Origin of the sequence: Mariniflexile sp. AS56 (assembly GCF_030552475.1) — a bacterium.
In the GTDB taxonomy this organism is placed as follows: Bacteria; Bacteroidota; Bacteroidia; order Flavobacteriales; family Flavobacteriaceae; genus Mariniflexile.
In genome coordinates this window covers 152,302-167,694 of record NZ_JAUPED010000004.1, presented here as the reverse complement: position 1 = coordinate 167,694, position 15,393 = coordinate 152,302, and the positions used below count along the sequence as shown (strand labels likewise).

Annotated in this window: 9 protein-coding genes and 1 pseudogene; 4 read left to right on the top strand and 6 right to left on the bottom strand. The window is 35.0% G+C overall.

The window, feature by feature from the left end; translation table 11 throughout:
* Positions 1-26 precede the first annotated feature (26 nt).
* From Q5N74_RS06490 to Q5N74_RS06475, 4 genes are read left to right on the top strand one after another with little or no spacing between them, the layout of a single operon-like run.
* Positions 27-881, top strand: coding sequence for a tail fiber protein (locus Q5N74_RS06490; protein WP_304387925.1), 855 nt, complete (start codon positions 27-29; stop codon positions 879-881).
* 11 nt (positions 882-892) lie between these two features.
* Complete coding sequence (locus Q5N74_RS06485; RefSeq protein ID WP_304387924.1) at positions 893-9,667, top strand: LamG-like jellyroll fold domain-containing protein; 8,775 nt, start codon at positions 893-895, stop codon at positions 9,665-9,667.
* Between the two features lie 2 nt (positions 9,668-9,669).
* Positions 9,670-10,593, top strand: coding sequence for a hypothetical protein (locus Q5N74_RS06480; RefSeq protein ID WP_304387923.1), 924 nt, complete (start codon positions 9,670-9,672; stop codon positions 10,591-10,593).
* A 2-nt stretch (positions 10,594-10,595) separates the two neighbouring features.
* Entirely contained in the window at positions 10,596-10,997 is a 402-nt protein-coding gene (locus tag Q5N74_RS06475; RefSeq protein WP_304387922.1) for a hypothetical protein, read from the top strand.
* A 99-nt stretch (positions 10,998-11,096) separates the two neighbouring features.
* On the opposite strand, the gene Q5N74_RS06470 is transcribed toward Q5N74_RS06475, so the two are convergent.
* From Q5N74_RS06470 to Q5N74_RS06445, 6 genes and pseudogenes are all read right to left on the bottom strand, one after another.
* A complete protein-coding gene (locus Q5N74_RS06470; RefSeq protein WP_304387921.1) occupies positions 11,097-11,630 on the bottom strand; it encodes a DUF2911 domain-containing protein in 534 nt (177 codons plus the stop codon).
* A 50-nt stretch (positions 11,631-11,680) separates the two neighbouring features.
* A complete protein-coding gene (locus Q5N74_RS06465) occupies positions 11,681-12,958 on the bottom strand; it encodes a YCF48-related protein (protein ID WP_304387920.1) in 1,278 nt (425 codons plus the stop codon).
* A gap of 204 nt (positions 12,959-13,162) precedes the next feature.
* Positions 13,163-13,501: pseudogene (locus tag Q5N74_RS06460) on the bottom strand (DUF3237 domain-containing protein); the annotation flags it as partial.
* Between the two features lie 158 nt (positions 13,502-13,659).
* Entirely contained in the window at positions 13,660-14,217 is a 558-nt protein-coding gene (locus Q5N74_RS06455) for a porin family protein (protein WP_304387919.1), read from the bottom strand.
* 131 nt (positions 14,218-14,348) lie between these two features.
* Entirely contained in the window at positions 14,349-14,759 is a 411-nt protein-coding gene (locus Q5N74_RS06450; protein ID WP_304387918.1) for a hypothetical protein, read from the bottom strand.
* Positions 14,746-15,378 carry a hypothetical protein gene (locus tag Q5N74_RS06445; RefSeq protein ID WP_304387917.1) on the bottom strand — a complete coding sequence of 211 codons (633 nt, stop codon included), beginning with the start codon at positions 15,376-15,378 and terminating at the stop codon, positions 14,746-14,748. Before Q5N74_RS06445 ends, Q5N74_RS06450 begins: the two co-directional genes overlap by 14 nt.
* Positions 15,379-15,393 lie beyond the last annotated feature (15 nt).

Here is a 15,393-nt window from a genome sequence, read left to right as displayed (position 1 = left end):
TTATTTACAACTAAACATAACTACCCATGAAAACAAAACAACTACTTCTATCTTTATTAATGCTATGTGTAGCAACTATTAATTATGCACAATCTAGTGCAGAACAATCAGGTATTGCTGTCCAAGGTATAGCTAGAGATGCCAACAATACAGCCATCGCCAGTTCAAGTATCAGTATGACCTTTGATTTGTATTATTTTAATGACTCCAATAGTCCGACTACTATATTTTCTGAAACATTAAATGTGCAAACAGATGCTTTTGGTGTGTTTTCGCATGTTATTGCTAATGCCGTTGTTAATGATGTGAAATTTGCTAACTATAAGGCCTTTTTAAGAATTAAAAAGGGAACTGAAATTATATCTGATGAAAAACTACAACATGTACCTTATGCCATCGCTGCAAACAATGGCGTGCCAACGGGGTCTATTATGCCTTTTGTTGGCTCAGTTATTCCTAAAGGTTGGTTGTTGTGTAACGGGGCCGCTACAGTACCTGTAAACTCACCTTTATATGTGTTGCTAGGTAATAGTACTGAAACCCCTAATTTGAATGGAATGTTCCTTAGAGGTACGGGAACGAGTGCGGTTAATAATCAAAATGGACCTAGCTTAAGGGGAACGCAAGGTGATACCTTTAAACAGCATAAGCATTCAGGAAGGACTAATACAGATGGAAAGCACGGACATGGAGGGAATAATGTTATTTATAGTGCAAGTTCTAATGTAGGAAATGAGGTTATAATGAACACTAAGGGTACTAAATCAAAGTTATGGGATAGCAATGAAAGTAATCATGATCATGTCTTTACAACTGATAATGCAGGGGCTGGTGAAACCCGTCCAGTAAATTACGGTGTCAACTATATTATTAAATTATAAACCTTATAATTATGAGAAAAATAATTATAACGTTAGGTTTATGGTTTCTGGTTACAGGGCTATGGGCACAAGATAACAAAGGTGCTAAAATAGGCCCTGTTTCACAGGCCATTCAAAAAAGTACTGTAGATGGTAACAAGTATACTATTCAAGTAGGCCTTCCTTATTTAGGTCAAAATAACACAGCGCGAGCAACAAACCCTTTAGATATTCGCTTTCCTTGGGATGTATTGTATCTCTATAAAACATTTGCAGATGAGTCTTTTGAAGTTTCAAAAGGTTATTTTGGTGATAAAATATTAATCAATTGGACGCTTAGAGCTAATATTGATGCTGTAACAAATATTAAAATACTACGCCGTCCATATACCGATGATAATTCAGGTCAATTTGTACAAAAAGGGAATGTCTCTAAATTTGAAACAGAATTTGAAGATAGGTATGTAGAAGGAGGTGTTTTATACGAGTACAAGGTTGTTGCAGAAGGAGTAAGTGTTATTGAAAGTGAATATGACACGTATATTACAGGTATTGGGTATAGAAACCCAACGGCCATAGTAACAGGTAATGTAAGTTATAAAGGAGGAAACCCTGTAAAAGATGTCACCATAAGAGCCAGCTCAGAAGGAAGTTCTGTTAATGCGGGGAGTGCTTTAAATATCCCAAATACAGGTGCTTTAGTAATTAATGGTTTAAATAAACCTATAACAAAAGTCACAACCTTGCAGGCTTGGTTAAAACCAGTAGCGCCCTATACTAATAACACAGGACAAGCCATTCGCTTGTTTGGTGGCAATAATCTGGATGTTCATGTAAAACTATTGGCTGCCTCTAAAATTTTATCGGTAAAAATAGGTAATAGTGAGTATCAGTTAAAAAACGTATTTCCTTCAGGAAATCTCGATTCTAGAGGTGATGATATTCTGGTGCCTGTTTCCGATTTCAATTCTAATTTTGTGCATTTTTCTGTGGTGATAAACCATGGGAACGTGCCTCTACTTTATATTAATGGTCGGGAAATAAATGAGGACTATTCAAAATGGGTTAACGATAAATTAAATGCGAATAATGAAGCCTATTCAGGGCCTTATTTAGAATTTGTAATTCCTACACAAACAATTAATATAAATGCAGACTGGAATACTGTTTATGTGGGTGGTAATAGAAATGCTTATGTAGACGAAATACGAGTTTGGAACGCTGTAAAAGAACCGCTTAAAATTAGAACAGACTATAGAAGGTATATTGGAGGAAATGATGCCACTTTAATTTCCTATTTACGAGCAAATGAAGGGGCTGGGGCGTATGCCTACGATTTATCTAGAACAGGGTTCGATTATAATAAGAATCACGGAAAATTATGGGATTCCAGTACAGCAGTTGGGGCTAGAGTCTCTTGGGAACAAGGGGCAGGTAACATTCCAAGTTCAGACCAATTGGGTATTCTTGGGGTTACCGATGTGAATGGGAATTACGAAATTACTGCCATCCCATATTCAGGTACTGGAGAGTCTTTCAATATTACCCCTTTATACGGTGTGCACCAGTTTGAACCGGGGCAACAATTAGTGTTTCTGGGGCAAGGGTCTGAAGTGGTTAATAAAATAAATTTTACTGATGTTTCTTCATTCAGCTTTAAAGGCAAAGTTTTATATGATACAAGAGGCGTGTTTAAATCTTTTAAAGAAACCGCATCCGCACCAATAAATGGGGATGATTATTATGAAGCCAATCAAATAATTGGCGAAGGTTATAATTATTATGAGACCTTGAGTGCTGGTAAATTATCGAAAGGGGAATATTGGTATAACGATAATGAGACGCCCGCTGATGAATCGGATGATTTTATAGAACGCTATGCCCGCATCGCATCTGAAGGTGTTAATGTTTACATAGATGGCAATATTGTTTTAGATGAAAATAACATTCCAGTAGTGTCAGATGCTGAAGGTATTTTTGACATCAGTGTACCTATAGGGAAACATTATATCACACTAAAAAAAAACGGGCATGTATTTGCTCATAACAGTAGATTTCCAGCTGAGTCTGGTACTTTTAAAGAGTTTTTTGAAGATTCTAATGAGGCTGTTGTATTTGTAGATAGTACACGAGTTACTCTAGTTGGTAGAGTGGTTGGTGGAACGGTTGAGGCTGAAAAGGTTATTGGTTTTGGAGAAAACGGCTTGTTTGAGAAATCAATAACAGATGCTGATGAGGTTAGCAAAACCATTACCATTAGTTCTAAAAATAATATAGGTGTTGCAGATATTACTTTAGGTTATAAACCTGGAGGCGCTCCTGTTACCGAAAACTCCACATTCAATTTTAAAACGAATAGTGCATCCGGTGAATATCGGGTGAGTTTGTTGCCTTTAAATTATGAGTTACAAGCGAGTAATATAAACATTACAAGTGCCAAGGATTATCCTATTACAATAATAGAAGCAGGCGTAACTGAAGAAGTTAAAGTGTCAAATGCGGTAGGTTTTACTACGCCCTTATTTGAGTATGAAGATGGAAACTCTGAAACAGGTATGCCTTATCATTTCGAAAAAAGTTTCACCTATAGATCTACTCCAATATTAAAAGTAGTTGAGCAAACGTCTGATTTAGAAATCGATTTAGACGGTATAAAAATTAGTACAGAAGGTTTTGAATATCTAGTATATTCTCAATTCAAAGAATATAAAGTTATTTTAAATAGATTTGAGCGTTATATTAATTACGATGATGGTGAACTTGAAGATTTAGTACCTGTAGTAGAAGGACAATTGCTTATAAATAATAATTTAGCCTTGAAAAATGTCGCCGATAAATCAGAAACCAGTATGGTTGACGACATGGATGGGAGTATTTTAACTTATACTTTTTTTGCAGGATTGCCTGCTATTTCGGCTCCCTTTACATTATCCAGCAGTTTGCAATACAGAATAAATGGTATCGATTATGATGTTGAGAATTATAAGGATATTGGTATTGTTTTAGGGGGGAATTCAGATGGGAGTCAAACATTTGTAACAGAGGCGCCAGATGTACCCAGTATTATTTTAAGAGACCCTCCTGGGTCTAATAGTTTTGCTTCTATACAAGAAGGTGAAAGTATTACATTCACAACAGAAAGTTCAGAGGTTGATATGGAGGGGTTCGAATCGGAATTTAAACTGATGATAGGGCTTTTTTTTGAGATAGGTGGCGGATTGGCGGGGCCAGTATTTGAATTTAAAAAAACAAACAGTTTATTTGCAGGAATAGGTCTTACTAATACTTCAAAAGACGGCGAAAGTTTAACGCAAACGTATGAATTCAGTCAAACCATTTCTACAAGTGCAGATCCCAGTTATGTAGGGTCAGATGGTGATTTATATATAGGTAACTCGAAGAATCAATTATATGGTTCATTTAATGATATACAGCTTTCAGGTGAAGAAAAGAACTCCTTTGATGATTCTGCGTCATTTGAATTAAAAAATTATTTAGGGGAGAGTGTGTTTGTAAGTAAGCAAAAAGCAATTTATTTTGTAGAAGAGCCTTCGGAAACATTTTACGTTTTTTCCCAAAAGCATATTTTAGAAACCTTAATTCCTGAATATGAATTTTTTATCACTAATATCGAAAATGGGATTCCTGCTGATACTAATGATGGTAAATATCCCAAAGATCTCGACCAATATAAAGAGCAAGTTCGGCTGTGGAAAAAAGTGATTTTGGATAATGAAAAAAGCAAGTTTTTAGCAATGAATGAACGTCCAAAATATCAGGCGTCATTAATCAATGTTGTTTCAAATTTTAATGATAAGCTTATAACCGCCATAAATAATAGCGAGGATAGCAGTGCTGAACTTTCATTGATTGATAAATTGGCGGAATCTAATAAAGTAAAGGGTTTATTAAATACTTATTTTGAGGATAATATCTCCTTTGATGCTGGAGTAGGTGAGTTTACAAGAAGTGTAGAGACGACTGTTATAAACAAAACTTCGACAGATTACAATTTTACTCTTAAAGAAGAGTTTGGTTTGGAACTTGGTGCCACTGTATCAAAAATAGGTTTTGCAACCAAGACGAAAGGTGTTTTTCAACAGGATGTAAATACATCATTATCTAATGAAGATAAAAACACATTAAATATAAGTTACACACTTAAAGACAATGACCCAGCTAATTTATTAAGTATAGATGTCGTAAATTCTTTTGATGGTAATGGTCCAGTGTTTATAACGCAAGGTGGTAGAACTTCCTGCCCATATGAGGGGGCTGAGGAGTCCAAGTTTTTTACCAATGACAAGTTTATAGCGTATTTTAAAGAATATTTTAGAATTCAAAATGAAATAGATGTAAATGAAAAAGCAATTAACAAAAATGAAGAAGAATTTGTAATCTTGGAAAGGGCTTATCGTTCTTACATAAGCGTAGAAAATAAAAATGCATATGACGAAAACCGAAGCGAAAGAGGATTATTAGAAGTAAAGAGAAAATCCTTAAATGAGGAGGCGAGTGATCATGAAGATGAATTTTCCAAAGATGTCGATTGTTGTCCAGAGGATCCAAATGACCCCGATATAAACAAGAAAGCTCCATTAAGTTTCGCTACTCAAAAAGTAGAAGTTCCTCTATTGAGTGTTGAGGTTGCAGATATCAGTAATGTATCAGAATATAACAATGCAGAGTTTAAATTATTACTAGAAAACAATAGTGTTACGGAAACAGACGCTACTTTCTTATTGAAAATAGACAATACAACGAATCCAAATAACGCATTAATTAATATTGAACAAAATGGAATACTTGTAAGTGTTCCTTATGGTAAAAAAACATATTATACCTTAACATTAGGGAAATCAATTTCTGATGTGTATGATTATGAAAATATTCGCGTCGTATTACAATCTACCTGTGATGGGGAAGCTGTAAGTGATGATGTGTTTGTGTCTGCTCACTTTATTCCCTCTTGTTCTGAAGTTGTTGTGAATGCACCCTTAGAAAATTGGACCTATAACATAAGTGAGGCTTATAATACAGATGGTTCCACAAAACCATTAACCGTAAGCATGATAGGCTTTAATACGAATTTTTCTAGTTTCAAAAAAATTGAATTAGAGTATCGATCGGCAACAGCACCAAATTGGACGCGTTTGCATAGCTATTATGGTGAAGAACATTATGAGACAGCTGTGGCAGATAAGGAATCTGAAATTTCATTAATTAGTACGCCATCATTATCCTATTCATTTAATATTTCGGAATTGAATTTACGAGATGGAGATTATGAAATTAGAGCTAGAAGTATTTGTACAAACAATACCGAATATATTTCAGAAGTCATAACAGGTCGTGTCGATTTAACAAGTCCGCAACGCTTTGGTACACCATTACCTATAGATGGTATTTTAGGAGTTGGTGAAGATTTAAGGGTGAGTTTCAACGAAAACATTTTTTACAATCAGGCCATAAGTACTATAGAAATAAAGGGGCAAACAAACCAGTTGCCTATTAACCATAGTGTGTCTTTACATTTTGAAGGCGCGACGCGTACGGCTGTTATTAACGACCCAAAAATTACTTCAGGCGATTTTGCCTTAGAGTTTTGGATGAACAATGCTACAGTGGCTAACACTGCAGATATCATGAAGCAAGAAGGTGGTTTAAATATTGGGCTTAGTAATGGTGGTATTTTCTTTACGCTGGGAGGTGTCGTAGCACAAGGTAGTATCGCTAATGATGGTGTATTTCATCATTATACATGTACCTATGAAAGTAGTACAGGCGACCTAAGAATTTTTCAAGATGATGCTGAAATTGGTGGGAATACAGGTGTTTCTAATATGAATTTCACCAATAATAATCCATTAGTAATAGGCGGGAATACCTTTATTGGTAATATTCATAATCTACGATTGTGGAATAAAACAATAAGTTTAGATGTTGCTTATGCTAAAATGTATGACAAGCTTATTGGAAATGAGGCGAATTTAATTGGCTACTGGCCCATGGATGAAGGTAGAGGTGAAATTACCAAAGATTTGGCACGCTTTAAACATGCCATTGTAAATTCAGATTGGGATATCAAGCCTAAAGGAACTTCTTATGAATTTGTAAATGGTCAATATTTAGAATTGAACGATGTCGATTTTGTTCAGCTTACCAATGAAATGGATGCAACAATCTCCTTTTGGATGAAAACAGATACCGCACAAGAAGCTACTTTGTTTTCTAATGGAAAAGGCGATGGGTCGGATATAGTGCAGTCCAACGGACAGGCAAATAAATGGGCGATCAACTTGACTAGTTCGGGTATGTTAACACTTGCTAGCGAGGGGAAATCTTATACGCTAACAAATCAGTCGGTTGTAGATGGAAATTGGCATCATGTTACCTTATTGTTTAATCGCATAGGGTCTTTAAGAACTTATATAGATGCTGCTCCCGTGTCTTCAAATTTGATAGCAGCTATTGGCGGCTTTTCAGGAAACAAAATTTGGATAGGAGCCAGAGGGTCTAAAGATTTAGCTGGCGACGAAACGGTAGACAATACCTTCTCCGGAAAAATAGACGAAATTAGGTTGTGGAATACCTTACGTAATGTCGAGCAGATAAGTCGAGATCGCTTTAATGAAATGGATGTTGAAAGTATTGGCTTGGTGTTCTATGCTAGAATGAATGCAGATGCAGGAAACACACCTAGATATTTTCATGCAGCTGCCAATGAAAAGGTGTCGGCAAGTTTGGCGTCCATTAGTAATGGTACGGTAAATTATTCAAATGATGTACCTGCTATTAAACCGGCAAGAGAGTTAATTAAATTTGGGGTCAATCATGTTATCAATGAAGATGAAATGATTTTAGAACCCGTTGTTACAGACTGGGCTTCCTTAGAAGGGCAAGTTCTTGATATTACAGTGCATAGAATGTTTGATAGTGCTAATAACAGGCAGCAATCACCCATTACTTGGACAGCTTATGTGAAGCGTAACGAGGTTAGTTGGTTTGCAGAAGGGTATAATGAGATTGTTGATATTGTGAAAAATACAGGAGCCGTTACATCTTTCGAAATTACTTTATTGAATAAAGGCGGGAATGGGCAACCATACCAGATTACTAACATACCAAGTTGGTTAAAGTTAAGCGCAACGTCTGGAATCTTGCAACCAGATAGTAAAGTAGTACTAACGGCTACTATCGATAAGGACTTAACGGCAGGTAACTATTTAGAGAATTTGTATTTACAAACCGATTTTGGTTACGACGAAAAAATGCAGGTTAAAGTGCGGGTACTGGCACCAGAACCAGAGTGGACAATTAATCCAACAGGTTTTGATTTTAGTATGAATATGGTTGGACGTGTAAAAATTAATGGCACATTCTCTGAGGATTCTTATGATAAGATTGCTGCTTTTAGCAATGGGGAACTTCGTGGTTCTGCCGCTTTATACTATAACGAAGCATTTAAAGAGTACTATGCATATCTCACGGTTTATAGTAATAGTGTGTATGGTGAAACGATGTCGTTTAGAATTTGGGACGCCTCTCAAGGAAAAATTATAGAAGCTGTTATTGATGGCAATGCCACCACTATTTTTAAAGATAATGAAGTCTCAGGAAGTTTGAGTAACCCTGTTATTTTTGAAAATTCAGATGTCTTAGTACAAGATATAACCTTGAATAAAGGTTGGACTTGGGTGTCTTTAAATGTGAATGATTCTGAGTTTTCAAACTTAAACGCTTTAACAGAAGGGATGCACTTAAATACGAACGATCGCATTTTAAGTCATTCACCTGCACAATTAGATACCTATTATAAAGATGCATCTCATGTTGGAAACAGTACCTGGTCTGGTACAGTGACTTCCAATGGAGGGATTTCAACATCTAAAATGTATAAGGTGAATTTTAATTTAGCACAGTCACTAAATATTAAAGGGGTTCCTGTCGATATGTCAACATGGAGTTTCCCAATCAAGACCAACTGGAATTGGGTACCGTATCCTTTACTTCAAAATCAAGCTATTAATGAAGCATTGGCCTATTTTGATGCTGAAGATGGAGATGTTATTAAATCTCAAAATTTATTTGCCATTTACGACCGCATTAATGGATGGAATGGTACTTTAAATTATTTAGTATCTGGGACAGGTTATATGATTAAATCGAGTAAAGATCAGCCGTTTACCTATCCAAGTTATTTGGCAAATCAAATTAGCAAACAATCAACTAAGGTTACTAGTAAGCAATCTGCAGGCAAAATGGCTGATGAATTCAAGCAATATGCAGGAAATATGAATGCTATTGTGCAGTTGCCAGAAGGCTACAATGAGTTGTTTGTTTATGATGAAGCTGGTGTTTTAAAAGGTAAACAAGCAAACCAACTAGTTAATGATAAAGCATTAAGTTTTATAACTATTTATGGTGATGCGCCAGAGAACTTGGTGTTTCATATTGGTGATGGTACAACTAAAAAAGTAACATCTAAGCAGGTTACCTTTAAAGGAAACAGTGTTTTAGGAACCGTCGCGGAACCTTTAGTTTTGGAAGATGATTCGCTGCAAGGTCTTAAAATGTATCCAAATCCATTTAATAGCAATTTGGTTTTAGAACTCTATTCGGATGCGGAACAAGTAATGGATGTTAAACTCTATAACGTGGTGGGGCAAATAGTGTATACCACTAATAAAATGCTAGTAAAAGGTAATAATAAGCTTGAATTAACGCCAAAAGTTCAAAATGGTGTTTATTTCTTGAATGTGTACCTAAACGATGTTGTTTCAGTTTATAGAGTAGTTAAAAATTAATCATGATGAAAAGAAGAACAATAGAGTTACTTATATGCTTTTTAGTAGGAATGATTTCTTACGGACAAGCTCCCAATTGGTCGGTAAACGAAAATAATTTTGAATATACCATGTCCTTTGTGGCCTTCGTTACCATTGATGGAACTAATTTATCAAGTACTAACGATCAGGTTGCGGCCTTTTCAAATGGAGAAATAAGAGGTGTTACCAATTTAATTTACGTGGAAAGTAAAAATAGGTATTATGCTTATTTAACCGTTTTTTCAAATGCTAATAATGAAGCTATAAACTTTAAAGTGTATAATTCAGCAACTGATACGGTAGTAGATATTGAAAAAACTATAAATTTTGAAATAGGTGCCCATTATGGCGATTTACTTCAGGCTTTTAGTGTAGCAAAACCTGTTTTGAATAATGAAACAGCGTTGATTAGGTTTGATTTTGATAAGGTTGATGTTGTTAATAAGGCTACAAGTGGCAACACTATAACATTGATTGTTGAAGAGAGGCAAAGCGTAACGGCGCTCAATGCTGTTTTCGTATTGAGTGCCGGAGCTCAGTTATTAAAGCAGGGTGTTAAAGTGGAATCGGGTAATAATGCACTAGATTTCTCAAGTCCTATAACCTTTAACCTTCTGTCTGAAGACGAATCAAAACGAGTTGAATGGACAATAAGCGTAAGTTCTAATGCCGCTATAGGGAATTTGGTTTTCTATAAAAAGGATGCTGTTTGTTATAAAGGAGGAGCCATCAAAGTACAGTCATCAGAAAGTGGGAGCACAGTCTCCTTAATTAAAGGGCAAACTAGCTATGCCACACAAAGTCTTGTAAATGGCGAGGCTATTTTTAATAACCTAAGTACAGGGAGTTATACGGTGAAGGTTAATGGGTTTTCCAAAAACATCATTATAAATTTAAAAGAATAGTTATGAAAATGAAACCATATTTTATTGTAATTCTTATAACATTCTTTACTTGTTCAAAGAATGATGATACCGCTATTGTAGTAGATGTTGAAAGCTTCAACCCCACATCCATTAGTTTTGTGTATGCAGATGGAACAGCAATCGCTCCAGGCGATTGTATTAATCCTGATGCATCGTATGCCATTCAAGTTGAAACGTCTAGTAATAGTAACGGAAATACAAAAGTGTCCCGTGTTGAATATACCATCAACGGGGCCTTATATAGCATGTCTTTTTCGCAGGCGGGATCCAAGAGAAACCCTATTGTGTTACAGGATGGAAGAAATGTCGCCGAACTAGTTTCTACAGCTTTTAGTGCAGAAATTAGTTATATCTCTCAAGGGGACTTTGTAGTAGTCGATTAAACAGTTATGTAAATGCTATTCTCAATCAAATTATTGTTTGATGAAAAAAAACGCCTTGAAATTTCAAGGCGTTTTTAATTTTATAAAATAGGGTTGTTTTTATTTCGTAAAAGGAACAGCAACACGTACGGTGTCCCAACCTAAATACATCGTGCCATCATCAGAAAAAGCAATAGAGAATGCTTCAAGCGAATCTCCAGAACTTACAGGAGCCGAAACGCGAATAACATCTTGCGCTTCTTTGTATGAGTAAGCACCCCAAACATTAATGTCTTTATTTAAAATAATAGTCCATTCTTTATCACCAGGAATCGTAAATAAAGAATATTCACCAGCTTTAACCGCTTTTCCAGCAACTTTCATGTCTTTGTATAGCGTGATGTTAGCCGCTTCGTTAGCGCCTGTTCTCCATACTTTTCCGTTTGGAGCTAGTTTACCTAAATCTCTTTCTTTAAGCTGAGGTCGGCTATAAACGACTTTTACTAGTTTGTTAGGTTCTTTGTTGCTGCTTGGGTATACAGTCACATCCAACGGACTTTTGTCTAAAGAACTAAATTTTTGTGCTTCTATGTTAGAAGATAATAACATGATAAAAAGGCATGCAAGGCTTGTAATAATGTTTGATTTTTTCAAATTCAAGGTTTTAAAGTGTTAATAAAAGTAAATATAAGGTTTTTGTTCGTTTATTTTCTTACAAATTTATGAGATTCCCTACCTGTATTATTATGAAAATTAATCAAGTAAGTACCCGAAGCTAAATCTTCCACCGAAAATTTATAACTTTTAATCGATGTGGCCAAAATGCGATCTCTGGTTAATTGTCGAATAAATTTCCCGTTCATTTCATAAAGTTCAATTAAAATGTGGTCGCTAGAATCAAAATCGATATCAAATTCAAGATACGAGTCAACGGGGTTATTCTTTATATGCAGTTTTAAGGGCGTTCTACTATGCGCATTGGTAGCTTCAATACCCAAAGATGCCTCTGTAAATTTATAAATAGTGGCACCACTTGCGTAGGCCAAGGTTGAACTCATAATAAATATTCTGTTCAAGTTTTTCCCCACGTTTAGGTTCGTCCAAGATTGCCCGCCATTTAAGGTTTCGTAAAAACCAGTGGTGTGGCCACCCATCCAGCCTTTGTTTTCGTCAATAAAACCAACTGCTTGAATGTTGGCTTCGGGTGCATTGTAGGTTATCCATGTGGCGCCGCCGTCTAAAGACTTGGCTAGTTTTCCTAAATAATGAGATGTCGCAGCTTCAACAGCTCCAAAAATAACATTGGGGTTGCTTTCTAGTACTTGCATTTTCCAAAAGTACTCACCTTGTAAGGTCGAGTTGTATAGCTCCGTCCAAGTAGCGCCACCATCTATGGTTTTTAGTAGCGTTGCTCCATTGGCATTTTTTCCACCAACAAAACCAATTTGCTCTGTTAAAAAGTGAATTTCTACGAGCGCAGTGGCGTAGGCAGACATGTCTATATATTGCCAAGTGTCACCGCTGTCTGTCGATTTTATAATATGTGCTGGTTCAAAATAGGCGCCACAACCATAAATGGTCGATGTGCCCACACTATCTAAACCGCAAATTCCTTTTGGAATGGTTGGTAGGTTTGTCACTTCAGTCCAATTCGTACCACCGTTACTGGTTTTAAAAAATTTACTGTCTAATGTGCCTAAAAAGCCGATATTTTCATCTAAAAAATGGATGCTTCTAAAATAGTAATCGCCACCAAGCATAGCTTCACTTAGTTGCAAAGTCCAGTTTTTACCACCATCTGTGGTTTTGTAAACCGCAGCGTAACCACCGTTGGCAGCCCAACCTGTTGTTTCGTTTATAAAATGAATATCATCAAAACGTTGGTTATCGCCATTAGTAACAATGTTGGTAGCTGGTTGCCAAGTAGCCTGGGCAAAGGCGTTGATGCAAAAAAAGGAACACAGATATATAAGTATTCTCATGCTTAATTTTTTAATATTTAAAGAAGGTTTAAAGGTAAGTTTAATAATCTTAAGGACATTAAAAAAGTCATTGTTGAATGTTAAAGTTAGGGGTTTTGAAATGAAAGTGTAAAAGGTGTTTGGGCGTTACCCTTAAACTGTGTATTAGTGTTTTGTGATCGCGTGGTTTTTGAATAAAAATGAAGCGTTGAAAGCTGCCCGAAGTTATTTTATAGCATATACTGTATAGGCAACACCACCTTCAATACGTCTTCCTATGCCAACCGCAATGGTGTGATTTAGCCAAAAGTATTTTTCTGAACTCGTTTCAAAAATGGGAATCACTCTAAAATAGAGACTTCCATCTGCTTCACGATAAATAAACCCTGTGTATTTCACATAAATAATAGCGTCATCATCCGTTTTAAGAACCATATCAACATCTAATTTCTTTATTCCAGAATCGAAAGAAAGCGCCCAATCGGCTCCAATAGGTAAAACCTTGCCTTTAATTTTTGGTCCTTCAAAAAAGCCTCCGGTAACGGGGTGAATTAATTTATTGCCTAAAGATGTTTTCCTAGAACCATGGTCGAATCTAAAGTAGCTTCAATTTCATATAAAAATTCATATTTGAGTTCACTCTTTTGGGCTGCTGAGGTTTGAATAAAAAAGTAAACCCAAGTAAAATTACTTGGGTTTTAATATATTGAAATTATGAAGTTTTAGAAAAAGAAATACCCAACGGATAATTGTAACACACCATTTTTATTTTTATCTGTGAAACCATCTATATTATTAATATCAGATAGTCCCAGGTTATATCTGGCGCCAAAATTAAGGCCGTTGTCAAGTTTATAAGCTAATCCAAAATTAACACCAAAATCAAGGGTGTTAAATGAATCTTTTAAATCTGTATTATCTTTTTCGGCAGAAAGTAAAAAGCCTATTTGTGGTCCCGCTTCAACACTCAAGCCTTTTGTTACATAATATTTTCCCATTAAAGGCATGTTTAAATAATTGAGTGCCACTAAGGCGTCACTATCAAAACTATATCCTTGACCAGAATACATTAATTCGGGTTGAAAAGAAAATTTTTCGTTAATGGGTATCTCAGCAACCAGACCAAAATTAAAAGCTGTTACAGGTTCTGTAGCTTCTGTATTGTCTCCGCTAATAGTAGCGAAATTTAAACCCCCTTTTGCACCGAATTTAATTTCTTGTGCATTAACATTTGCTAATCCCAAAACAGCGATAGCAACTACCAATAATACTTTTTTCATAATTTTAAATTAAAGTTATTTGAAAACAAATCAACGTATAATTTAATAATATTGAATTAGTGTTTAATACAGTTTAACTTTAATTAACCAACTTTAACACAGGGGTCTATAATAGATTTATTAAGGTTTATTTAGGTTGTTTCAATTCCGATAACTTTAAATAGCTTTTTAATCTCTAAAATATCAGATTCATTTTTAACATCTATTAGGTCTCTTAATTTTCCGTTTTTTAATTTCAGACTGAACCTTTTTCGTCCAAAAACTTGTTTTTCGCTTAGCGATCTGATTTCTGATAATTTTAGTTTTTCAGATGCTGTTTTTTTAAGTGTTTGATACGTAAACAGCAGAATCGAGAAAATTCCAATAATAATCCAAATAAACCCCATCCATTCCATTTGTTTTTTAGTTAATACAAATATTGGGAATAAAACAGAATTAACGAGAGTAAAAACTAGTGATATATTCATTAATAAATACTGTTTCTTCAGTCCATCTTTTATTTCAATCGTCTTTTCGGTTTCGTTAAATTTAATTTTCATCATCTTGTTTTCTTAAAGTTTTTTTTTCATTCAACTCCTTTTTTAAATTCTGGATGTCATTATAATCTGTAATCTCTAACAAATCAATTAAATGTAAAAAGTGAATTTTACCTTCTAAGTAATATTTTTTTAAATACTCACTGCTTTTTTGAAATTCATTTTTATAAGCTTGAAGAAAATTTACAGATAAAATGTCGCCAGAAATTAATTCAATTTTCATAGCGTTTTTCACTCCTTGTTGCAATTTGGGTTTCAAAGTTTTTTGGTGCCATATGTGCATGCCTTTATAATCCTGAATAAAGACTTCTAGTTTTTTAATAGTCGAAATTGCTAAGGTTTTCTCGCCTAAATTAATACTGTCATCATTAAGAATAATTTCTCCATCAAATGCGCCACTTAACGATTGATACAGAAAATGGCTGATGATTTGAATTACTATTACGAGTATTAAATTAAAAATTAAAAACCCGACGGAAATTTTTGAGATGGTTTCTGGCACTATTTCTTCATAATAATCGACTAAAAAAACAAACAAGAGAGATAGGGTGATCGTTATTGTGAAAATCCAATCAATGTTAATAGAACTGTTTTTTATCGGTATGAAAATTTTGAAGGTATTCATTTTACTCATGCTTGG

Excerpts from the sequence above, each read along its gene's own strand:
- Q5N74_RS06455 (WP_304387919.1), bottom strand. The coding sequence starts at position 14,217 with ATGAAAAAAGTATTATTGGTAGTTGCTATCGCTGTTTTGGGATTAGCA.
- Q5N74_RS06450 (WP_304387918.1), bottom strand. The coding sequence starts at position 14,759 with ATGATGAAAATTAAATTTAACGAAACCGAAAAGACGATTGAAATAAAA.
- Q5N74_RS06465 (WP_304387920.1), bottom strand. The coding sequence starts at position 12,958 with ATGAGAATACTTATATATCTGTGTTCCTTTTTTTGCATCAACGCCTTT.
- Q5N74_RS06445 (WP_304387917.1), bottom strand. The coding sequence starts at position 15,378 with ATGAATACCTTCAAAATTTTCATACCGATAAAAAACAGTTCTATTAAC.
- Q5N74_RS06490 (WP_304387925.1), top strand. The coding sequence starts at position 27 with ATGAAAACAAAACAACTACTTCTATCTTTATTAATGCTATGTGTAGCA.
- Q5N74_RS06485 (WP_304387924.1), top strand. The coding sequence starts at position 893 with ATGAGAAAAATAATTATAACGTTAGGTTTATGGTTTCTGGTTACAGGG.
- Q5N74_RS06480 (WP_304387923.1), top strand. The coding sequence starts at position 9,670 with ATGATGAAAAGAAGAACAATAGAGTTACTTATATGCTTTTTAGTAGGA.
- Q5N74_RS06475 (WP_304387922.1), top strand. The coding sequence starts at position 10,596 with ATGAAAATGAAACCATATTTTATTGTAATTCTTATAACATTCTTTACT.